The sequence below is a fragment of the Streptomyces sp. NPDC031670 genome, from assembly GCF_055580545.1.
The window spans coordinates 111454-132877 of sequence record NZ_JBVILC010000003.1; the positions used below are offsets into that span (position 1 = coordinate 111454).

Consider the following 21424-nt stretch of genomic DNA (forward strand, 5'->3'; position numbering starts at 1 on the left):
AGAGCGGGACGGGTTTCGGACGCCATTCGTCGGCCCCTGGGCCCCTCGGCCCGTGGTCTGGCCCCGGCACGTCTGGACGCCGTGATGGCCCGCTCCCCAACCGTGCGACCTCCCCCCAAGGTGGCACCTACAGCCAATCCCGCCGCTTGAAGATGAAGTACAGGCTCACACAAACCCCCGCCATCAGCAGGATCGCGAACGGGTACCCGGCCACCCACTTCAGCTCTGGCATCCGCTCGAAGTTCATGCCGTAGATGGTTCCCACCAGCGTGGGAGCAAACAAAATAGCGGCCCACGAGGAGATCTTCTTGATCTCCTCGTTCTGCTCGAAGCCCGCCTCCGCCAGTGCCCGCATCTCCGCGTTCTGCTGCTGGGTCACCAGCGTCGCGTTGACCGTGAGGATCTCCGTGAGGGCCTGGCGGAAGCCGTCCACGCGTTCGCTGGTGTGGGTGACGTGGTCGGCCACGTCGCGGAGGTAGCGCTGGAGTTCCTCGTCCGTGCCGTACTTCGCGAAGCCCGCCATCAGGCCGTGCAGCATGCCTACCAGGGGGCGCGTGGCGCGCTGGAACTCCACCATCTCGCGGGAGAGTTCGTAGATGCGGCGCGACACCTCCGGGTCGCCGCGGAAGACTTCCGTCTCGATCTCGTCGATGTCGTTCTGGACGCCGGCGACGACCGGTGCGTAGCCGTCCACCACCGCGTCCAGGATCGCGTACAGCACCGCCTCCGGGCCCAGGGCCAGCAGCTCGGGGGTCTCCTCCATGCGGCGCCGCACCGCCGAGAGATCGGGGGCGGCGCCGTGGCGGACGGTGATGAGGAAGTCGCGGCCGATGAAGACGTGCAGCTCGCCGAAGTCCACCTCCTCCGGCGCGTCCAGATAGCGGGCCGCGCGCAGCACCACGAAGAGGGTCTCGCCGTACCGCTCCAGCTTCGGGCGCTGATGGGCCTCCAACGCGTCCTCGACCGCCAGCGGATGCAGGTCGAACTCCTCCGCCAGGGAGAGGAGTTCGGACTCGGACGGGCGGTGCAGGCCGATCCACGCCATGCCGTCGGGGGTCTCGCGCAGCCTGCGGAAGGTCTCCGCGAGCGTGTCGGGGGAAGAGACCCGGCGGCCGTCCCGGTAGAGCGCCGCATCCACCACGCTGCGGTGGTCGTGCCGTACGGGGCCGGCGGCGGACGGAGCCGGGGGAGCCGGGGGCGGTGCCGTCGGCGCGATCGGTGGCGGGAGCGGCTGGCGTCGCCAGGAGTGCTTCCTGCGCGGCGCGGAGCCCTCGGGGGCCTCGGGGCCCCTCTCCCGGTCGGAGGGCGCGGACCTTCCCGGGTCCCTTCCCCGGTCGGTCATGGCCTCACCTCTCGCACTGTCCGCCGCCATCTGGGTCGTCTGAGTCGTCTGAGTCGTCTGAGTCGTCTCGTGCAGGATATCGGGATCAAATGGCGCAGGCTTGGCGTTTCGGACACCGATGGGTCGCCGTGGAGAGGCCCTCGTGCGGATATGGCGGACAGGATCTGTCCCCCTTCGGCGTTAGCTTGCCCGTATGGCCTCACCCCTCACCCCCCGTGCCCTCAACCGCGCCACCCTCGACCGTCAGCACCTCCTGCGCCGCACCTCCGCGCTCGGGCCGAAGGACGCCGTCGCGCACCTCCTGGGGCTCCAGGCACAGAACGTGAAGCCGCCCTACTTCGCCCTCTGGGCCCGCCTCGCCGGATTCCGGCCCGAGCGGCTCTCCGCGCTCATCGAGGCCCGCGAGCTCGTACGGATCGTGACCCTGCGCTCCACCATCCACCTCCACACCGCCGACGACGCCCTCACCCTGCGCCCGCTCGTCCAGGCTGCCCGCGACCGCGAGCTCAGGCAGTTCCGGGGGCAGCTGGAGGGCGTGGACCTGGGGCGGCTCGCCGGGACCGTGCGGGCGCTGGTCGAGGAGCGGCCGTACACCATGAAGGAGCTGCGGGACGTGCTCGGCCAGGAGTGGCCCGACGCCACGCCCTCCGCCCTCTCCCTCGCCGCGCGGTGTGTGCTGCCGCTCGTGCAGGTCACTCCGCGCGGGCTGTGGGGCCGCAGTGGACAGGTCGCGCTGACCACGGCCGAGCACTGGCTGGGGCGGGCGCCGGGGCCGGCCCCGGCGCCCGACGACACCGTGCTGCGCTATCTCGCCGCCTTCGGTCCCGCCTCCGTCAAGGACATGCAGACCTGGGCGGGACTCACCCGTCTCGGCGAGGTCTTCGACCGGCTGCGGCCCCGGCTCCTCACCTTCCGCGACGAGGACGGCGTCGAGCTCTTCGACCTCCCGGAAGCGCCCCGCCCCGGCGAGGACACCCCGGCCCCGCCGCGCTTCCTGCCGGAGTTCGACAACCTGCTGCTGTCGCACGCCGACCGTACGCGGGTGATCCCGGCCGCGTACTGGGGCCGCTCCTGGAAGGGCAACCAGGCCTATCCCACCCTCCTCGTGGACGGATTCCTCGCCGGGGTGTGGCGCCTGGAGGAGTCGGTGGGGGAGGGGAGCGCGGTGCTCACCGTCCAGCCGTTCGGGACGCTCGGACGGGCGCGGCGCGACGAGGTGGCCAAGGAGGGCGAGCAGCTGCTCACCGCGATGACCCCGGCCGGCGTCACCTCGTACGAGGTCCGCTTCGGGGACGTCATGGGGTGACCGGTGACCCCTGCTGGATGCCCCCGCCACTCTTCGCCGGGTCGCGTGGATCGCAACCCACGGTTCGCGGCCCTCGGTTCGCAGCGCTCGGTTCGTGGCCCTCAGTTCACCAGAGCGGGGACGGCCGTGGCGGTGGTCCGCGCGGCCGTCGCCGCTCCCGCCCCGCCCGCCAGGTGCGCCGCACCGGCCATCTCCGGGTCCCAGCCTCCCCTGCGGGGGCAGGGCTGTCCGAGCGGCTCGGTGCGTATGGCGACGGGGGCCGGGGCCGTCATGTGCGGGTCGACCGTCACCGTCGTCACGCCGAGCGGCGCCGCGAGCGAGCGCAGCGCGGGCTCCGCCAGCCGGATCCAGCGCTGGCCCGGTCCGAGCACGGCGTACAGCCGCTCGGGGCTGGTGAAGCCGACAGCGGTCCGTACACCCAGGGGGGTGCGCCAGAACCGCAGCTGCCGGCCTCCGGCCGAGCCGAGCCGGACCGGCACGTACAGCGGCGCTGCCGGGCGGCGTTCGTCGGGGTCGGGGTCGGCGTCGTCGGGAATGAGGGCGAGGGTGTCCATGGTGGTGTCCTCCGGTGGTGGGAAGCGCGGAGCCGGTCGGTGCGGAGCGCGTCCGCGCGGTGGGAGTCCGTGCCGACAGTCCGTGCAGACAGTCCGTGCCGTGAGAGTCCGTGCGGTGGGGAGTCTTTGCGGTGTGGTCGTCGTCGTCGCGCCGCCGCTGTGCGCGACGCCTCGACGTTATGCCCGCCCGCCGGGCCGGAGTCCGCCTCCTGACGCCATGTTGACTCCGTTCCGGCTGATTTTGACGGCCTCCTGGCACCCCTCACCGGCCACGCGTCTCCCCCGTTCGAGTTGGGGTCGGGCGGGTGAGTGGCCTGAAGGGGGCGCGGGCCGGCCGGGCCCCGGGGGCCCGGAGGGGCTGGGACGAATGCCGCGCGGGCTTCCCCCGCACCCCCCTGCGGGGGTAAAGAGTGCTGGTCACCCACCGCACCGTGGTGAAGAGTGGCCAGGCAACGAGGAGGGCACATGGACGCACGTGGCGCCACGGAGGAGTTCCGGGCCGCACGGGACTTCCTGCTGGAGCACCGGGAGGACTACGCGACGGCCTGCCGGGGCTTCACCTGGCCGCGTCCCGAACGGTTCAACTGGGCGCTCGACTGGTTCGACGTCATCGCCGAGGGCAACGCCGCCACCGCCCTGCAGATCGTCGAGGAGGACGGCAGCGAGACCACCCTCTCGTACGCCGAGATGTCCCTGCGCTCGGACCAGGTCGCCAACTGGCTGCGCGCCCGGGGCGTACGGGCCGGGGACCGGGTCCTCGTGATGCTCGGCAACCAGCAGGAACTGTGGATGACCGCGCTGGCCGCGATGAAGCTGCGGGCCGTCGTCATCCCCGCGACCCCGCTGCTGGGCCCCGCCGACCTGCGGGACCGGATCGAGCGGGGACGCGCCCGGCAGGTGATCGTACGGGCCGAGGACACCGCCAAGTTCGCGGATGTGCCCGGGGAGTACACCCGGATCGCCGTGAAGCCGCGCGGCGCCGGCCCGGTTCCCGGATGGCTGGACTTCGACGACGCGTTCGGGGCGGACGCGCGGTTCGAGCCGGACGGGGTCACCTTGGCCGACGACCCGCTGATGCTCTACTTCACCTCCGGCACCACGGCCCGCCCCAAGCTCGTCGAGCACACCCATGTCTCGTATCCCGTCGGCCACTTGGCGACGATGTACTGGATCGGGCTGAAGCCCGGCGACGTCCATCTGAACATCTCCTCGCCCGGCTGGGCCAAGCACGCCTGGTCGAACCTCTTCGCCCCGTGGAACGCCGAGGCCACCGTCTTCATCCACAACTACACGCGCTTCGACGCGGCCCGGCTCATGGCGGCGATGGACAGGGCGGGCGTCACCAGCTTCTGTGCGCCGCCCACGGTGTGGCGGATGCTGATCCAGGCGGATCTGAGCGCGCTGCGGAACCCGCCCCGCGAGGTCGTCGCGGCCGGCGAACCGCTCAACCCGGAAGTCATCGAGACCGTCCGGCGCGTGTGGGGCCGGGTCGTCCGGGACGGCTTCGGGCAGACCGAGACGGCCGTGCAAGTGGCCAACTCCCCGGGCCAGGTGCTCAAGAGCGGGTCGATGGGCCGGCCGAGCCCCGGCTACCGGGTGGAACTCCTGGACCCGGTGACCGGCGAGCCCGGTGCGACCGAGGGCGAGATCGCCCTCGACCTCTCGGCCCGCCCGGTCGGCCTGATGACCGGCTACCACGGCGACCCGGAGCGTACGGCCGAGGCGATGGCCGGCGGCTACTACCGCACCGGCGACATCGGCTCCCGCGACGAGGACGGCTACATCACCTACGTGGGCCGCGCCGACGACGTCTTCAAGGCCTCCGACTACAAGATCAGCCCGTTCGAGCTGGAGAGCGCGCTCCTGGAGCACGAGGCGGTTGCCGAGGCGGCCGTCGTGCCCGCGCCCGATCCGCTGCGGCTCGCCGTGCCCAAGGCGTACATCGTGCTGGCGGCGGGCTGGGAGCCCGGCCCGGACACCGCGAAGGTGCTGTTCGCGCACTCGCGCGCGGTCCTCGCCCCGTACAAGCGCATCCGCCGCATCGAGTTCGGCGAGCTGCCCAAGACGGTCTCCGGGAAGATCCGCCGTATCGAGCTGCGCGAGGCGACCGCGGCGGGGTCGGCGGCCGAGTACGAGGAGGGGGACCTGCGATGACCGCACTGTCGTACGCGCACGGCACCGGCGGCACACCGCTGCTCGGTGACACGATCGGGGCCGCTCTGGACCGGGCGGTCGCCGCCTGGCCGGACCGCGAGGCGCTGGTCGACATGGAGTCCGGGCGGCGCTGGACGTACGCGCGGTTGGCCGCGGCCGTCGACGAGCTGGCGCGCGGACTGCTCGGCAGCGGGGTCGCCCGGGGCGACCGCGTCGGGATCTGGGCGGTGAACTGCCCGGAGTGGGTGCTCGTGCAGTACGCGACGGCCCGGATCGGCGCCGTCATGGTGAACATCAACCCGGCGTACCGGGCGCACGAGCTCGCGTACGTACTGAAGCAGGCCGGGATCTCGCTGCTGGTCGCCTCGCGGGCGCACCGGACCAGCGACTACCGGGCGCTGGTGGAGCAGGCCCGTCCGGAGTGTCCCGGGCTGCGGGCGGTGCACTACATCGGGGACCCGTCCTGGGACGCGCTGGCGGCGGCGGGAGGCTCTGTGACGCAGGGTCAACTTGCCACGCGCGCAGCCGGGTTGTCGTGCGACGACCCCATCAACATCCAGTACACCTCGGGGACGACCGGCTTCCCCAAGGGGGCGACGCTCTCCCACCACAACATCCTCAACAACGGTTATTTCGTGGGGGAGATGATCTCCTACAGCGAGCAGGACCGGATCTGTGTGCCGGTGCCGTTCTACCACTGCTTCGGCATGGTGATGGGCAACCTCGCGGCGCTCTCGCACGGCGCCTGTGTGGTGATCCCGGCGCCGTCCTTCGACCCGGCGGCGACGCTGCGGGCGGTGGAGCGGGAGCGGTGCACCTCGCTGTACGGGGTGCCGACGATGTTCATCGCGGAGCTGAACCTGCCGGACTTCGGCTCGTACGACCTGTCCTCGCTGCGTACCGGCATCATGGCGGGCTCGCCGTGCCCGGTCGAGGTGATGAAGCGGGTGGTCGCGGAGATGAACATGGCGGAGGTGTCCATCTGCTACGGCATGACGGAGACGTCCCCGGTCTCCACCCAGACACGCGTCGAGGACGATCTGGAGCGCAGGACCGGCACGGTGGGACGGGTGCTGCCGCACATCGAGGTGAAGGTGGTGGACCCGGCCACCGGTGTCACGGTGCCGCGCGGCGAGGCGGGCGAACTGTGCACCCGCGGCTACAGCGTGATGCTCGGCTACTGGGACGAGCCGGAGCGGACCGCCGAGGCGATCGACGCCGGGCGGTGGATGCACACGGGGGATCTCGCGTCGATGCGCGAGGACGGTTACGTCCAGATCGTGGGCCGCATCAAGGACATGATCATCCGGGGTGGCGAGAACGTCTATCCGCGCGAGATCGAGGAGTTCCTCTACGCCCACCCGAAGATCGCGGACGTCCAGGTCGTGGGCGTGCCCGACGAGAAGTACGGCGAGGAGATCCTCGCGTGCGTGATCCCCCGCGACCCGGCGGACCCGCCGACCCTTGAGGGGATCGCGGAGTTCTGCCGCGACCGGCTCGCGCACTACAAGGTGCCGCGACGGCTGCGGATCCTCGCGGAGTTCCCGATGACGGTGAGCGGCAAGGTGCGGAAGGTGGAGCTGAGGCAGGGGTACGGGGAGTAGCGCGGCCACGGCGGTCGCCCGGCCGCCCCAGGACGACGGGGAGCGCCGCGGCCACCCGCGGGCCCCCGTCGCCCTCCCCGCTCAGGGGCCGGTCGCCACCAGCTCGTCCGCCGCGTCGTTGACCGGCTGGGGCGTGCCGGTCAGGTCCATCACGAACAGCGGGACGGACAGCTCCTCACCGCGGGCGCGGGCGTCCCTGGTGTATCCGGCGAGCGAGAAGTAGACACCGGTGGAGGACGTGCTGAGCGCGTTCAGCCAGAGGCACTCCACCGCGCGCAGCGACGCCGGGCGGGTGGTCGGGTCGACCTGGGCGACCAGGCCGGGGCCGCGCAGATCGATGCCGGAGGCGGGGCGCGCCTCGGACTGCAGGACGTCGCGGAAGCCGAGCCACTTCAGATAGAGCGCCGCCGCGGTCACCGCGTCCCTGGCGGTGCGGATGGTCACCGGCCGGAACGCCGGGCGCGGCGGAGCGGCCGTCGGCGGGACCGGGATGTGCAGGGGCAGCGGGGCGGGCGGGGCGCTGACCGGCTGGACCGGGATCCGCAGCACAGCCCCGCACGAACACCCCAGCTCAGGCTGCGGCCACTGGTCCTGGCGTCCGCACGCCTCGCAGCGCACGGCCACCCAGTCGTCGCTCCAGGTGCGGTGGGTGATCGGCTCGACGGCGCCGCCGCGCTGGAGCGGCGGTACCAGCGGGGCGCCGCAGGGGCAGGGGTAGGTGGTCGCGGCGTACCGGTGCTCGCGCCGGCAGACGGGGCAGCGCACCCCCAGGGTCTCGCGGCCGAGGCCGCCCGGGGGACGGGGCGAGTCCGCGGGGCCGCCCGGGTAGCCGGCCCCGTCGGCGCCGCCTCCGTACCCGCCGCCGAGCTGTCCGGAACCTCCTGAGCTGCCCGCGCGCCCGCCGCCGGGGGCCGCGCCGCGCCCGCCGGGAGGCATTCCGCCGCGCCTCTCCCCGCCGCCCGGTCCCTGCCTGCCGGCTCCGCCGGTCCCCTCGATGCCCATGCCGTCCACCCCGTGCTCGCCGCCCGTCCGGTCCATCGTCCCCCACCCGCGCCCGCCTCGGAGGCGAACGCGGGGATCCCTTGACGCGCCTGCGCACGCCCCCTATGTTACTTCCATATAGCAGAACTAAACTTCCGCATTACGGAATAACGGCTCTCAGGTGGCGCGACAGAGCCCGATCCGCCAGGCCGAAGCAGGAGCACTCCATGCCTCGTATGACCGCTGCCCGAGCGGCAGTTGAGATCCTCAAGCGCGAAGGCGTCACCAACGCGTTCGGCGTGCCGGGCGCGGCGATCAACCCCTTCTACGCGGCCCTCAAGGCCGGTGGCGGCGTCAAGCACACGCTGGCCCGCCACGTCGAGGGCGCGTCCCACATGGCCGAGGGGTACACCCGGGCCGCCGCCGGGAACATCGGTGTCTGCATCGGTACGTCCGGCCCCGCCGGCACCGACATGATCACCGGGCTGTACTCCGCGATCGCCGACTCGATCCCGATCCTCTGCATCACGGGCCAGGCGCCGGTCGCCAAGCTCCACAAGGAGGACTTCCAGGCGGTCGACATCGCGAGCATCGCCAGGCCGGTCACCAAGGCCGCGACGACCGTCCTGGAGGCCGCGCAGGTCCCCGGCGTGTTCCAGCAGGCCTTCCACCTGATGCGCTCCGGCAGGCCCGGACCGGTCCTCATCGACCTGCCGATCGACGTCCAGCTCACCGAGATCGACTTCGACCCCGACACCTACGAGCCGCTGCCGGTCTACAAGCCGGCCGCGACCCGCGCCCAGATCGAGAAGGCCATCGGGCTCCTGCTGGAGTCCGAGCGCCCGCTGATCGTCGCGGGCGGCGGCGTCATCAACGCCGACGCCGCCGAGCTGCTCGTGGAGTTCGCCGAGCTGACCGGCACACCCGTCGTCCCGACCCTGATGGGCTGGGGCATCCTCCCCGACGACCACGAGCTGAACGCCGGGATGGTGGGTCTGCAGACCTCGCACCGCTACGGCAACGCGAACTTCCTGGAGTCCGACTTCGTCCTGGGCATCGGCAACCGCTGGGCCAACCGCCACACCGGCGAGCTGGACGTCTACACCCGGGGCCGGAAGTTCGTCCACGTCGACATCGAGCCGACCCAGATCGGCCGGATCTTCGCGCCGGACTACGGCATCGCCTCCGACGCCAAGGCCGCGCTGACCCTCTTCGTCGAGGTGGCCAAGGAGCTGAAGGCCGCGGGCAGGCTCCCCGACCGCAGCGCCTGGGCGGCCTCCACGCAGGAGCGCAAGGCGCGGCTCCAGCGCCGCACGCACTTCGACGACGTCCCGCTGAAGCCGCAGCGCGTGTACGAGGAGATGAACCGCGCCTTCGGCCCCGAGACGCGGTACGTCACCACCATCGGCCTCTCCCAGATCGCCGGCGCGCAGATGCTGCACGTCTACCGGCCGCGCCACTGGATCAACTGCGGCCAGGCCGGACCGCTGGGCTGGACCATCCCGGCCGCGCTCGGCGTCGCCACCGCGTCCCCCGAGACCCCGGTCGTTGCCCTCTCGGGCGACTACGACTTCCAGTTCATGCTGGAGGAGCTCGCGGTCGGCGCGCAGCACAACATCCCGTACGTCCACGTCCTGGTGAACAACGCCTATCTGGGCCTGATCCGCCAGGCCCAGCGCGGCCTGGACATCGACTTCCAGGTCAACCTGGAGTTCGAGAACATCAACGCCCCGGAGCTGGGTGTCTACGGCGTCGACCACGTCAAGGTCGTCGAGGGCCTGGGCTGCAGGGCGATCCGTGTCACGGATCCGGACCAGCTGCTGCCGGCCTTCGAGGAGGCCAGGAAGCTGGCCGCGGAGTACCGCGTCCCGGTCGTCGTCGAGGCGATCCTGGAACGGGTGACGAACATCTCGATGGGCGTCAGGATCGACGCGATCAACGAGTTCGAGGAACTCGCCACGGAACCGGGCCACGCCCCGACCGCGATCAGGCCGCTCCAGGTCTCATAACGCCTGCTGAACCGAGGGCTCCGGTGCTTCCCGTGGGGGGTGGCGCCGGGGCCTTTTCGCGTTCACTCTTTCGGGTCCGCCCCATGCCGTTCCGGGGCTCCCGGCCCAATCGTGTCGAATCCGAGACGAGTGGAGGCAGGTGGTACGGGCCGGGACGGCGCATACTGGTAGGACCATGACGCAGTCGTCCGCGCCGAGGCGCCATCTGCCCACCAGTCCCTTCAAAGCTCCGGTCGAGCCGCAGGCCAAGAACTTCGCCCTGGGCGACCGGGTCTCCCACGACCAGTTCGGCCTGGGCACGATCGTGGGCGTCGAGGACGGAGTCGCCATGCTCGTCGACTTCGGCTCCCGCCGCGCCCGCATCCTGAGCCCCTACACCCGCATGCACCGCCTTTGACCCCAGCACCACCGGCACCCAGGCCGAGGCCCCGCCCACGATCAGCTGATCTGTGGACGGGGCCTTTGTCATCCTCAGGGCCACAGGCTCCTGAACCGCCCCGTGACCACCGGCGGCGGCAGGGCGGGATCGTTCAAGGGCTCCGCGCGCAGCGCCCGCAGGATCGCCACCTGGGCGAGGCAGCGCCAATCGAGACGCACCGCGTACGCGTACTGCTCCGGCAGGGTTTCCGGCTCGACGGCGCCCCCTCGGCAGGCGCTCCGCTTCCGTGACGCCGAGCAGGACGGGCTTGCGCCCGGGCTCGGGCAGGGCAACCGCGCCTCGACGTCCTTCAGTACAGGCAGCAGCGCCTTGAAGTGACCGAGGCCGCGCTGGTGCAGATGCCGACGCGTACGAGGGCGCAATACGAGACGCGCTCGCGTAGTCGTCGTGAAGGACGCGCCGTCCATCAGACGGCCCAGCCAGACGGCGACGGCGTCCGAGTCCTGGAGCCGACAGCTCGCGAACGGGCACGGGCCCCTATAGGAGACTGTAGGAGCCGAGCCGAAGACTGGGCGGCCTCATGCGGGAGGCGGCGCTCCACGCTCAGATCTGTCCACCTTCGGTACTTGCAGCCCAGCGGAGGGCGGCCGGTGGCTCCCGATCATCCGCCATCCACCTCCTCGCGCTCCGGGCGCGGGATGCAGGTAGCACCCGCCGGGGTGCACCCCGCTCTCGCGATGAGCCTGGCCCCACCTGCGAGAACATGCCGAAATCAGGGCGTCGACGAGTCGCAGGTCCCGTACCCCGACCGACCGGGGCGTCCTGTGCCGGTACGCCACCAACGATGGCGATGGGTCCATCACCGGCCTGCCCGGCGCGGTGTTACATCGGCGATGTCGCCGCGCACGGGGCAGTGGCTGGGCCGGCCCGGTCGCTACCCGCCGAGGAGCCGGGTTTTCTGCGCCGCGAACTCCTTGGGTGTGAGGATGCCTTGCTGGAGTAGCCCATTGAGCTTGGTCAGTTCGTCGGCGACCGAGGCGGGAGCTGCCGGGGCGGACTGAGGGGCGTGCTGCGCGGCGATCGCTGCGTCCAGGGCAGCACGGAGCTTTTCGAACTCGGGCTGCTGTTTGCGCGTGAAGATCACCGAGTTCTCGTCCTTGGCTGCCGTGTTGGTCTGGGTGCCGAAGCGGCCCCGAACCTCGTTGCCGCCAGGGACGGTGAACTGGATGAAGCCGTTCATTACGGGCCCGGCGGGCTTCCACTGCACGGCGCTGATCTGACTGATGTGGAGCCGCTTCTCGCCTTTGCCCAAAGTGGCCCGGGCTAGGAAGCCGTGCCGGTTGATGGTGAGGTACTGGCCGTCGAAGGTCACGGTGGTGCCGCCGTGCGCGTTGATCGTGATCATTTGGCCCCCACTTCTGGTGTGGGCATGGTGACACGGGGGCGGGCGTGGTGAGGGGGAAATGGCAAAGCCCCACACTCGGCGGGGCTTTGTCCGGCCATGCCGGACGCGGGCCCATCATGAAGCTGATCGTCCGGATGCAACTACGGCATGACGACGGCCTCGTCCGGACTACGGCGCGGGGCCGCTTCGGGGCCAGGCTCAGTCCGGGTAGTCCTCGCCGAGCACCTCACGCCGCGCCGCTTCGGCCTTCCGATTCAGCGCGCCCGTCATCCGGAACAGCGCCACCGTCAGGGCGAGGAACACGACGACGAGCAGCACCTGTGTGATGACGCTGACGACTGCAACGTCCTGCGTGGCGACGGCGATCATCAGCATGATGACGTTGCCACACAGCCACCCGAACCAGATCCTGATCTTTTCCGCTCGGACCGCCCGCTGTATGTCGGAGTACTTCGTCACCCCCACCACCCCAAAGTTGATATGCGCGGGAGCATAGCGGCCGCCGGCGAACGCGCGCCCTGACTCACGGCTTATAGCTGGGGTCCATGAGGTAGATGGTGACGGCGATCTCGGGAGTCTTCAGTACGGCCGAGGCTGCGCAAGCGGCTGCCATGTCATTCTCGAAGCGGGTGATCTCCGAGTCGACGGGGACGGTAATGGCGCCGTCGGTCTCTCGGGAGCTGCTGAGCATGTCCGCGGCCATGGCCCAGCGTTCGTGCTCGCTCATCCTGGTGACGAAGTCGCCGCAAGTGGTTCCCTTGTAGGGGGCCTTCCAGGTCTGCTCATACTTGCTTGCGGTGGACGGGCGGTGGGTGACCTGCTTGTTGGTGCGAGGCGTGGTGTGGTGCGTCTCGGTGGCGGTGCACGCAGTTAGGGCAGCGAGCAGGGTGGCGGTGCCGATGGCGGCTGCTGTGTGGGAGCGCATGTGGGACATGGTGTGGGGCGTGCGCGAGGCCTGGTGGCGGTGTAGCCGAGCCGTGACATGTCGCCTCGTGCGTCGAGCAGGCGGAGGCCCCGCCCGGGGGCGCTCAGGCGGGACCGGGGGCGGCGTTCGGCCACCTGGGAGAATCAGACGCCTGGCGGGGAGGTCCGGCAGGTGGCCGAGTACGCCTTCTGTGGGTCGCCGAAGTTCTCGGTATGCCACTGGCCCTTTAGCAGCACTCCACCTGGTACGTGATCGCGCCGTTCTTCTTAACGCGCTCAACGATGCTCATCAGGGCGTGACGCGGGGAGATCCCATGATTTTGTTCCCGAGATGTTCCCAAGACCGCAAAAAGAATCAAGGCTTCACCTGAAAGCGCAGGTGAAGCCTTGATCGACGAGCGCTCGGTCCAGGACCGTAAACCGAACCCAGCCCCCGGGCTCCGAAGTGGTGACCGCCCGACGGAACGAGGCTGGCGCGACAGGACGTTCGCGGCGCCGGGCGGAGCTTGGTGGGGAAGGTGGCCCGGCGGACGGAGTCCGGCGCAGGCGGGCGAAGCCTGCGGAGCAGTGCGAGGGCGGCCGGGAGAAGTGGTCGTTCGCACCGCCGGGCGGAGTTTGATGGGGGAGGGGTACGGGCCCCCGGGCCCGTTGGGCGGGATCGCGGCGGCGGGCGATTGGTTGTCCCTGGCATCCTTCCTTCAGGTCAGGAAGGGGCCGGGACAGACCTTGACCACCGCACTGGCATCGACGCGCCGCCGCGATCACCGAGCGTCCGGAGCCACCGGCCACCCCTCATCCGGGCCGGTGGTCCGGACTGCGTACCGAACCCGACCTCCCGTCAGGCTCCGCACGCGGTCTGGGACATATGAGACCGGGGATCAGTCCTCGCGCAGGGCGCGGACCGCCTCCTCCACGCGCTTGCCGTACTCGGCGTCCGCCGCGTGGAAGTGGGCCAGGTTCTTCTCGATCACGTCGTCGCGGGTGACCTGGGACAGCCCCCCGGCGATGTTCGCCACCAGGCGCGACTTCTCGTCGTCCGACATCAGGCGGTACAGCTCGCCCGCCTGGAAGAAGTCGTCGTCCTTGACGTGGACGGGGGCCGCGTGGGTGCCCGTCCAGCCGGCGACCGCCAGCGGGGCGGAGAGCGCCTCGTCCGTCTGGGACGGGCCCGCGTACGAGTTCGGCTCGTAGTTCTTGTCGTGGCGCGAGCCGTAGCGCGTCGCCATCAGACCGTCGCGGCCGTAGTTGTCCGCCACCGTCGCCCTCGGCGCGTTCACCGGCAGCTGGGTGTGGTTGACGCCCAGGCGGTAGCGGTGCGCGTCCGCGTACGCGAACAGGCGGCCCTGGAGCATCTTGTCGGGCGAGGGGCCGATGCCCGGAACGAAGTTGTTCGGGGAGAAGGCGGCCTGCTCGACCTCGGCGAAGACGTTGTCGGGGTTGCGGTCCAGGACCAGGCGGCCCACCCGCTGGAGCGGGTAGTCGGCGTGCGGCCACACCTTCGTCAGGTCGAAGGGGTTGAAGCGGTAGTCGGGCGCCTCGGACGCCGGCATGACCTGCACGTACAGCGTCCAGGACGGGTTCACACCGCGCTCGATCGCCTGGAGCAGGTCGGTCTGGTGCGAGTTGGCGTCCTTGCCGGCCAGCTCCGCCGCCTGCTCGGACGACAGGCAGCGGATGCCCTGGTTGGTCTTGAAGTGGTACTTGACGAAGAACGCCTCGCCCGCCGCGTTCGTCCACTGGTAGGTGTGCGAGCCGTAGCCGTTCATATGGCGGTACGACGCCGGGATGCCGCGGTCGCCCATCAGCCAGGTGATCTGGTGCGTGGCCTCGGGGGAGTGCGCCCAGAAGTCCCAGACGTTGTCCGGCTCCTGCCGGCCCGTGAACGGGTCGCGCTTCTGGGAGTGGATGAAGTCGGGGAACTTGATCGGGTCCTTGATGAAGAACACCGGCGTGTTGTTGCCGACGAGGTCGTAGTTGCCGTCCTCGGTGTAGAACTTCAGCGCGAAGCCGCGCGGGTCGCGGACCGCGTCCGCGCCACCGAGCGAGTCCGCCACCGTGGAGAAGCGGATGAACGTCTCGGTGCGCCGGCCGACCTGCGAGAGGAAGTCGGCCCTGGTGAAGCCGGTGACGTCGTCGGTCACCTCGAAGTAGCCGTACGCGCCGGAGCCGCGGGCGTGGACCACGCGCTCCGGGATCCGCTCACGGTTGAAGCGCGCCAGCTTCTCCAGCAGGTGCTGGTCCTGGAGGAGGACGGGGCCACCGACGCCGGCGGTGGCGGAGTTCTGGTTGTCGGCGACGGGGGCGCCGGACTCGGTCGTAAGCACGCGCTTCGACATCGTGACCTTCCGTACGGGAGCTGCACTGCTGAGCGGTCTGCGGTGTCAGGAGCGTAGGTACGCCCCGAAGCAACGTCAACAGTTTGTTGAAAATGAAGTGGGGTGTTCCGGACGGCGGCGACGCCTGGGCGCGACAGGACAGGTGTCGGCGCCACCGCCGCCCGGAAGTCTGGGGGGAGCCGGAAGGCTCAGACGCCGGCGCCGGACAGACGCTCGACCGCGCGCAGCAGCGCCGAGTGGTCGAGGCCGCCGTCGCCCTGGGCGCGCAGCGAGGCGACCAGCTGGGCCACGACCGCGCCGACCGGGAGCGCCGCGCCGACGTTGCGGGCCGCGTCGGTGACGATGCCCATGTCCTTGTGGTGCAGGTCGATACGGAAGCCCGGCGCGAAGTCCCGGTTGAGGAAGTTGTCCTTCTTGCGGGTCAGCACGGTCGAGCCGGCCAGACCGCCGTTGAGGACGTCGAGGGCCGCGGCGAGGTCGACGCCGGACTTCTCCAGGAAGACCACGGCCTCGGCGCACGCCTGGATGTTGACGGCCACGATGAGCTGGTTGGCGGCCTTCACGGTCTGGCCGGAGCCGTGCGGACCGCAGAGCACGATGGTCTTGCCCAGCGCGTCGAAGATGTCCTTGGCCGCGTCGAAGTCGGCCTTGTCGCCGCCCACCATGATGGAGAGCACGGCCTCGACGGCGCCGGCCTCGCCGCCGGAGACCGGGGCGTCCAGGACGCGGATCCCCTTCTCCTCGGCGTTCTTGGCGAGGTCGACGGAGGTCTGCGGGGTGATCGAGGACATGTCGATCAGCAGGGCGCCCTGCCGGGCGTTGGCCAGGATGCCGTCCTCGCCGTAGGCGATCGCCTCGACCTGCGGGGACGCCGGGACCATCGTGATGATGACGTCCGCGTCCTTGACCGCTTCGGCGATCGAGGAGGCGGCGGTGCCGCCGGCGGCGGCCAGCCGGTCCAGCTTGTCCTGCTCCAGGGTGAAGCCGGTGACCGGGTAGCCGGCCTTGATCAGGTTCTCGGACATGGGGGAGCCCATGATGCCGAGGCCGATCCAGGCGATCGTCGGGCGGGCGGCCGGGGAGGAGTCTGCGGGGGTGCTCATTGGGGGCCTCTCTCAACTGCGGTGTCACGTCAGGAAGTTCAGGGGGCGGCGAAGCCCGGCAGGCCTCAGCGCGCCGCGCGGGCCTCGGCGGGCAGCCATGCGAAGGACGCGGCGGCGTCGGCGGCCTTGTACTCCAGGCCGACCCACCCGTCGTATCCGGCCTCGGCGAGCCGGCCGAGCAGGGCCTCCAGGGGCAGCGAACCGGTGCCCGGCGCGCCGCGGCCCGGGTTGTCGGCGATCTGCACATGGCCGGTCTTGTCCGCGTAGGCCTCGATGACCTCGGCGACGTCCTCGCCGTTCATCGACAGGTGGTAGACGTCGAGGAGGAACTTGGTGTTGCCCAGACCGGTCGCCGCGTTCACCTTGTCGACGACCTCGATCGCGGCCGGGGCGCTCACCAGCGGGTAGAGCGGCGACTCAGGCTTGTTGAGGGTCTCGATGAGGAGGATCGCGCCGATCCGGTCGGCCGCGCGGGCGGCCAGCACCAGGTTCTCCAGCGCGAGCGCGTCCTGCACCTGCGGGTCGACACCCTCGATCCGGTTGCCGTACAGCGCGTTGAGCGCCCGGCAGCCCACCGAGGCGGCGAAGCCGGCCGCGACCTCGATGTTGGCGCGGAAGCGGTCCGACTCCTCGCCCGGTACGGAGAGGGCTCCGCGGTCGGGCCCCGGCAGGGCGCCCGCGTAGAAGTTCAGCCCCACCAGCTGGGTGCCGGCGTCGTCGAGCGCCTTCTTCAGGGCGTCGAGCTCGGCCTGCGCCGGAGCGGGGGTCTCGATCCAGGGCCACCACAGCTCGACCGCGGTGAAGCCGGCCGCGGCGGCTGCCGCGGGACGCTCCAGGAGCGGGAGTTCCGTGAAGAGGATCGAGAGGTTCACATCGAAGCGCTGGTCCGAGCCGCGTCCATGCTCGAAAAAGGGGGCCATGGGATTCGGCTCCTTCCGTATTGCGGAAGTTACTTTCTGCTTGATGGAAGGTTGCAGGGAGAGCGGTGAGCTTGTCAAGAGGGCCCGTCCGATTGGCCTCCCGGATCTCGCGATCCGGGCAGTAGGTTGTCCGCGTGCGATTGAGAGTGGAGTTCACGACCGAGCCCTTCGACCTGGACGAGGCGCCCCCGCACGCGGTGGCCGCCCGCGAGGTCCTGCGGACGGCGGCCCTCGACGCCGTGGACGTGGGCCCCTTCGGCAACACCGCCGAGGGCGGCGCCGACCAGGTGCTCACGGCTGTCGACGCGCTGCTGCGCCAGTCCCTGGCGGCCGGGGCCACCCGCGTCTCGCTCCAGGTCAACGTGGTGGCGGAGGGGGAGAAGTGACCGAGCCCGCCGACCACCCGCTGGTCACCGCGGTGAAGCCGCTGGTGGACGCCATGGGCGCGGAGCTACTCGGCCCCGACCAGGCCCAGCCCGACGACGTGCTGCTCAGCTGGGAGGGCGAGGACGTCATCGCCGTGCGGCTGCCCCAGCTCTCGGACTCCCTCGACCACATCCTGGCCGCCCTGGAGCGCCGGCACGGCAAGCCGCTGGCCGAGCTGGACCGCAAGGCCAAGCAGTCGGTCGTACGGACCCTGGAGGCGCGCGGAGCCTTCTCCGTACGCCATGGGGTGGAGACCGTCGCGTCTGCCCTCGGGGTCAGCCGCTTCACCGTGTACAACTATCTGAACAGGGAAAACGCCGCCAAAAGCGAGTGAGAACGCCCCTTTGCGGGCCGTCTCCGGCCGGCCGCCATCCGTGATCCCGGACGGCGGCTTTTTGTTGCTCCAAGTTTTCAACAAAGTGTTGACGGGATGTTTCCGAGGGCGTTAGCTATCCGCAGCCCGTCCAGCACCAAGGCCACGGAGGCCGTTCGTGACTTCGACCTCGACGCCGGGCCTCGCCCGGTTCAACACCTCCGACGACAGCACGGCCCGCGCCGCGCTCCACGAGGTGTGCGCCAGCTCGGTATGGGGGAGCAAGCTGCTCGCCCGGCGCCCGTACGCCACCGCCGACGAGCTCTTCGCCGCCAGCGACGCCGCCATGGCCGAACTGGACGTGACGGACCTGGAAGAGGCGATGGCCGGGCACCCGCCGATCGGGCGGCCGAAGCCGGGGGACCCGACCTCCGCCCGCGAGCAGCGGGGGATGACCGGCGCCACCGAGGAGCTCAGGGCCGAGATGCTCGAACTCAACCTGGCCTACCAGGACAGGTTCGGCCATGTCTTCCTGATCTGCGCCACCGGCGCCACCGGTGAGCAGATGCGCGACGCGATGAGGGCCAGGATCGGCAACACCGCCGAGGCGGAGCGCGAGATCGTGCGCGTCGAACTCGGGAAGATCAACCGGATCCGGCTGACCCGTCTCGTGGAAACAGAAGAAGAGGACAGCCACTGATGAGCACCGCGACCACCGCATCGGTGTCCACGCACATCCTGGACACCAGCGTCGGACGCCCCGCCGGGAGCGTCGCCGTCTCGCTCGCCGCCCGCTCGGGCCGCGACGCCGAGTGGGTGGCGCTCGGCGGCTCCGCGACCGACGCGGACGGGCGCTGCAAGGACCTTCCGGCGCTGCCGGAGGGCACGACCCATGTACGGCTCGACTTCGACACCGAGACGTATTTCGCCAAGAAGCAAGCCGCCGAGGCGCAGCAGGACGCCCCCCGCGTAAGGGACAGCGGTGCGTTCTTCCCGGAGGTGGCGATCACGTTCGCCGTCGTGCCGGGCGAGCACTACCACGTACCGCTGCTGCTCAACCCGTTCGGCTACTCCGTTTACCGAGGGAGCTAGCAGACACATGACCGACCTTTCCCGTCCCACCCGCCCCGTGATCCTCGGCCAGAACCAGTACGGCAAAGCGGAGAACCGCGTCGTCAAGATCGTGCGGGACGGCGACACCCACCACATCAAGGACCTGAACGTCTCGGTCGCCCTCTCCGGCGACATGGAGGACGTGCACTACTCCGGCTCGAACGCCAACGTCCTGCCGACGGACACCACCAAGAACACGGTGTTCGCCTTCGCCAAGGAGTACGGCATAGAGTCCGCCGAGCAGTTCGGCATCCACCTCGCCCGCCACTTCGTCACCTCGCAGGAGCCCATCCACCGGGCGCGCATCCGCATCGAGGAGTACGCGTGGGAGCGGATCGCCACCTCCGACGCCAACTCCAAGTTCATCGGCTCGGACGAGGTACGGCACTCCTTCGTCCGCAAGGGCCAGGAACTGCGCACCACCCAGATCACCTTCGACGGTGAGAACTGGGAGGTCGTCTCGGGCCTGAAGGACCTGACGGTCATGAACTCCACCAACTCGGAGTTCTGGGGGTACGTCAAGGACAAGTACACGACGCTGAAGGAGGCGTACGACCGCATCCTGTGCACCGACGTCTCCGCCGCCTGGCGGTACAACTGGACCAGCGACGACGACCGGATGCCCAACTGGGAGAAGTCGTACGAGCAGGCGAAGAAGCACATCCTCCAGGCCTTCGCCGAGACGTACTCCCTCTCGCTCCAGCAGACCCTCTACCAGATGGGTGCGCGGGTCATCAACAGCCGCAGCGAGATCGACGAGATCCGCTTCTCGCTGCCGAACAACCACCACTTCCTGGTCGACCTCGAACCGTTCGGGCTCAAGAACGACAACGAGGTCTACTTCGCGGCCGACCGCCCCTACGGTCTGATCGAGGCAACCGTCCTGCGGGACGGTGTCGAGCCGCGGATCCCCGTCGACATGACCAACCTCTGACGCGGAGCGCCCCCGGTCCCCGCCGCCCGGGGGCGCGTCCCTCCCTCGGCACCCGTGGGCCGCCCGGCCCCGGCACTCAAATCCTCCAGGGTCCTGCCGTGCCCACTCGTCTCAGCAGCAGAAAAAGAGGAAGCACGATGGCACCATCGGCAGCCGAGCGCATCGTCATCGAGAACTGCGCGATCGCGACCGTGGACGCCGACGACACCGAGTACGCCTGCGGGTACCTCGTCGTCGCCGGCAACACGATCGAGTCGATCGGGGCGGGCAGCGCCCCGGAGGGCCTCACGAGCGTGGTCCGCCGCATCGACGGCAGCGGCCATCTGGTGACCCCCGGCCTGGTCAACACGCACCACCACTTCTACCAGTGGATCACGCGCGGCCTGGCCACCGACCACAACCTCTTCAACTGGCTCGTGGCGCTCTACCCCACCTGGGCCCGCATCGACGAGCAGATGGCCCGGGTCGCCGCGCAGGGCTCGCTCGCCATGATGGCCCGCGGCGGCGTGACCACCGCGATGGACCACCACTACGTCTATCCGCGCGACGCCGGGGACCTGTCGGGCGCGATCATCGGCGCCGCCTCCGAGATGGGGGTCCGCTTCACCCTCGCCCGCGGCTCCATGGACCGCAGCAAGAAGGACGGCGGGCTGCCGCCGGACTTCGCCGTCGAGACCCTGGAGGGCGCGCTCGCCGGGACCGAGGAGACCGTGGACCGCTTCCACGACGCCTCCTTCGGCGCGATGACGCAGGTCGCGGTCGCCCCCTGCTCACCGTTCTCGGTCTCCACCGAACTGATGAAGCAGGGCGCGGAGCTGGCCCGCCGCAAGGGCGTACGGCTGCACACCCACGGCTCGGAGACCGTGGAGGAGGAGCAGTTCTGCAAGGAACTGTTCGGCATGGGGCCCACGGACTACTTCGAGTCGACCGGCTGGCTCGGCGAGGACGTGTGGATGGCGCACTGCGTCCACATGAACGACTCCGACATCGCCGCCTTCGCCCGCACCGGCACCGGCGTCGCCCACTGCCCCTCCTCCAACGCGCGTCTGGCGGCCGGTATCGCCCGTGTCCCGGACATGCTGAAGGCGGGTGTCCCGGTCGGTCTCGGTGTCGACGGCACCGCCTCCAACGAGTCCGGCGAACTCCACACGGAACTGCGCAACGCGCTCCTGATCAACCGCCTCGGCGCGCACCGCGAGGCGGCCCTCAACGCCCGTCAGGCGCTGCGGCTCGGTACGTACGGAGGCGCCCAGGTGCTCGGCCGCGCGGCCGAGATCGGCTCCCTCGAAGCCGGCAAGCTCGCCGACTTCGTGCTCTGGAAGCTCGACACCCTCGCCCACGCCTCCATCGCCGACCCGGTCACCGCCCTGGTCTTCGGCGCCGCCGCCCCGGTGACGGCGTCATTCGTGAACGGCAGGCAGATCGTCGAGGACAACCGGCTCCTCGACGTCGACGAGGACGCCATCGCCCGCGCCACGCGGGACGAGGCGCAGCGCCTCGCGCGGATCGCCGCGCAGGGCTGATCCCGGACCGGGATTCCCGCCCAGGAGTCCGGCCGAGGGGGACGGCCCTCGGCCGGTCGCCGTGGACCCGAGCGGGGTCCGCGGCAGCCGCGCCCGGG

21 protein-coding genes are annotated in these 21424 nt (G+C 70.5%); 11 read left to right on the top strand and 10 right to left on the bottom strand.

The genetic code is table 11. The features are described 5' to 3' along the window. Positions 1-127 precede the first annotated feature (127 nt). On the bottom strand, positions 128-1342 hold the full coding sequence (locus ACZ5ID_RS07600; RefSeq protein WP_468894400.1) for a magnesium and cobalt transport protein CorA: 1215 nt from the start codon (positions 1340-1342) through the stop codon (positions 128-130). Positions 1343-1535: 193 nt separating this feature from the next. On the opposite strand from ACZ5ID_RS07600, the gene ACZ5ID_RS07605 reads away from it, so the two are divergent. Next, positions 1536-2648: a winged helix DNA-binding domain-containing protein gene (locus ACZ5ID_RS07605; protein ID WP_468894402.1), complete on the top strand. Its 1113-nt coding sequence runs from the start codon at positions 1536-1538 to the stop codon at positions 2646-2648. Between the two features lie 101 nt (positions 2649-2749). Here ACZ5ID_RS07605 and ACZ5ID_RS07610 read toward each other — a convergent pair whose 3' ends face one another. Then, positions 2750-3202, bottom strand: coding sequence for an SAV_915 family protein (locus ACZ5ID_RS07610; protein WP_468894404.1), 453 nt, complete (start codon positions 3200-3202; stop codon positions 2750-2752). A 465-nt stretch (positions 3203-3667) separates the two neighbouring features. Here ACZ5ID_RS07610 and ACZ5ID_RS07615 point away from each other — a divergent pair, with 465 nt between their 5' ends. Together ACZ5ID_RS07615 and ACZ5ID_RS07620 are read left to right on the top strand one after the other, a co-directional pair. Further along, positions 3668-5356, top strand: coding sequence for an AMP-binding protein (locus tag ACZ5ID_RS07615; protein WP_468894405.1), 1689 nt, complete (start codon positions 3668-3670; stop codon positions 5354-5356). Then, positions 5353-6960, top strand: coding sequence for an AMP-binding protein (locus tag ACZ5ID_RS07620; RefSeq protein ID WP_468894407.1), 1608 nt, complete (start codon positions 5353-5355; stop codon positions 6958-6960). The genes ACZ5ID_RS07615 and ACZ5ID_RS07620 overlap by 4 nt, the downstream gene beginning before the upstream one ends. A gap of 81 nt (positions 6961-7041) precedes the next feature. Here ACZ5ID_RS07620 and ACZ5ID_RS07625 read toward each other — a convergent pair whose 3' ends face one another. Next, positions 7042-7725: a hypothetical protein gene (locus ACZ5ID_RS07625; protein WP_468895069.1), complete on the bottom strand. Its 684-nt coding sequence runs from the start codon at positions 7723-7725 to the stop codon at positions 7042-7044. 443 nt (positions 7726-8168) lie between these two features. On the opposite strand from ACZ5ID_RS07625, the gene gcl reads away from it, so the two are divergent. Both gcl and ACZ5ID_RS07635 read left to right on the top strand, forming a co-directional pair. Next, the gene (gene gcl, locus ACZ5ID_RS07630) at positions 8169-9950 is read left to right on the top strand and encodes a glyoxylate carboligase (protein WP_468894409.1); all 1782 of its coding nucleotides are present in this window, start codon (positions 8169-8171) and stop codon (positions 9948-9950) included. Between the two features lie 175 nt (positions 9951-10125). Further along, positions 10126-10347, top strand: coding sequence for a hypothetical protein (locus tag ACZ5ID_RS07635; RefSeq protein WP_468894411.1), 222 nt, complete (start codon positions 10126-10128; stop codon positions 10345-10347). Between the two features lie 74 nt (positions 10348-10421). Here ACZ5ID_RS07635 and ACZ5ID_RS07640 read toward each other — a convergent pair whose 3' ends face one another. The 7 genes from ACZ5ID_RS07640 to ACZ5ID_RS07670 all read right to left on the bottom strand — a co-directional run bounded on the left by ACZ5ID_RS07640 (position 10422) and on the right by ACZ5ID_RS07670 (position 17017). Next, complete coding sequence (locus tag ACZ5ID_RS07640) at positions 10422-10751, bottom strand: hypothetical protein (protein ID WP_468894413.1); 330 nt, start codon at positions 10749-10751, stop codon at positions 10422-10424. Positions 10752-11263: 512 nt separating this feature from the next. Then, a complete protein-coding gene (locus ACZ5ID_RS07645) occupies positions 11264-11734 on the bottom strand; it encodes a DUF4429 domain-containing protein (RefSeq protein WP_468894415.1) in 471 nt (156 codons plus the stop codon). 198 nt (positions 11735-11932) lie between these two features. Further along, on the bottom strand, positions 11933-12193 hold the full coding sequence (locus ACZ5ID_RS07650; protein WP_468894417.1) for a hypothetical protein: 261 nt from the start codon (positions 12191-12193) through the stop codon (positions 11933-11935). 64 nt (positions 12194-12257) lie between these two features. Next, positions 12258-12659 carry a hypothetical protein gene (locus tag ACZ5ID_RS07655; protein ID WP_468894419.1) on the bottom strand — a complete coding sequence of 134 codons (402 nt, stop codon included), beginning with the start codon at positions 12657-12659 and terminating at the stop codon, positions 12258-12260. Between the two features lie 877 nt (positions 12660-13536). Continuing rightward, on the bottom strand, positions 13537-14994 hold the full coding sequence (locus tag ACZ5ID_RS07660) for a catalase (RefSeq protein ID WP_468894421.1): 1458 nt from the start codon (positions 14992-14994) through the stop codon (positions 13537-13539). 188 nt (positions 14995-15182) lie between these two features. Beyond that, positions 15183-16097 carry a 2-hydroxy-3-oxopropionate reductase gene (locus tag ACZ5ID_RS07665; RefSeq protein ID WP_468894423.1) on the bottom strand — a complete coding sequence of 305 codons (915 nt, stop codon included), beginning with the start codon at positions 16095-16097 and terminating at the stop codon, positions 15183-15185. A gap of 65 nt (positions 16098-16162) precedes the next feature. Next, positions 16163-17017 (bottom strand): TIM barrel protein, encoded by an 855-nt coding sequence (locus ACZ5ID_RS07670; protein ID WP_468894425.1) that lies wholly within the window; start codon positions 17015-17017, stop codon positions 16163-16165. 134 nt (positions 17018-17151) lie between these two features. Between ACZ5ID_RS07670 and ACZ5ID_RS07675 the strand changes: the two genes are divergently transcribed. The 6 genes from ACZ5ID_RS07675 to ACZ5ID_RS07700 all read left to right on the top strand — a co-directional run bounded on the left by ACZ5ID_RS07675 (position 17152) and on the right by ACZ5ID_RS07700 (position 21326). Continuing rightward, positions 17152-17403 (top strand): YkoF family thiamine-binding protein, encoded by a 252-nt coding sequence (locus ACZ5ID_RS07675; RefSeq protein WP_468894427.1) that lies wholly within the window; start codon positions 17152-17154, stop codon positions 17401-17403. Further along, positions 17400-17777, top strand: coding sequence for a helix-turn-helix domain-containing protein (locus ACZ5ID_RS07680; RefSeq protein ID WP_468894429.1), 378 nt, complete (start codon positions 17400-17402; stop codon positions 17775-17777). The genes ACZ5ID_RS07675 and ACZ5ID_RS07680 overlap by 4 nt, the downstream gene beginning before the upstream one ends. Before the next feature lie 157 nt (positions 17778-17934). Beyond that, the gene (gene uraD / locus ACZ5ID_RS07685) at positions 17935-18456 is read left to right on the top strand and encodes a 2-oxo-4-hydroxy-4-carboxy-5-ureidoimidazoline decarboxylase (RefSeq protein ID WP_468894431.1); all 522 of its coding nucleotides are present in this window, start codon (positions 17935-17937) and stop codon (positions 18454-18456) included. Next, positions 18456-18848, top strand: a complete 393-nt coding sequence (gene uraH, locus ACZ5ID_RS07690) for a hydroxyisourate hydrolase (RefSeq protein ID WP_406553248.1) — start codon at positions 18456-18458, stop codon at positions 18846-18848. Before uraD ends, uraH begins: the two co-directional genes overlap by 1 nt. A gap of 7 nt (positions 18849-18855) precedes the next feature. Then, the gene (pucL, locus tag ACZ5ID_RS07695) at positions 18856-19803 is read left to right on the top strand and encodes a factor-independent urate hydroxylase (RefSeq protein ID WP_468894433.1); all 948 of its coding nucleotides are present in this window, start codon (positions 18856-18858) and stop codon (positions 19801-19803) included. A 137-nt stretch (positions 19804-19940) separates the two neighbouring features. Then, positions 19941-21326 carry an 8-oxoguanine deaminase gene (locus ACZ5ID_RS07700; protein WP_468894435.1) on the top strand — a complete coding sequence of 462 codons (1386 nt, stop codon included), beginning with the start codon at positions 19941-19943 and terminating at the stop codon, positions 21324-21326. Positions 21327-21424: the final 98 nt, after the last annotated feature.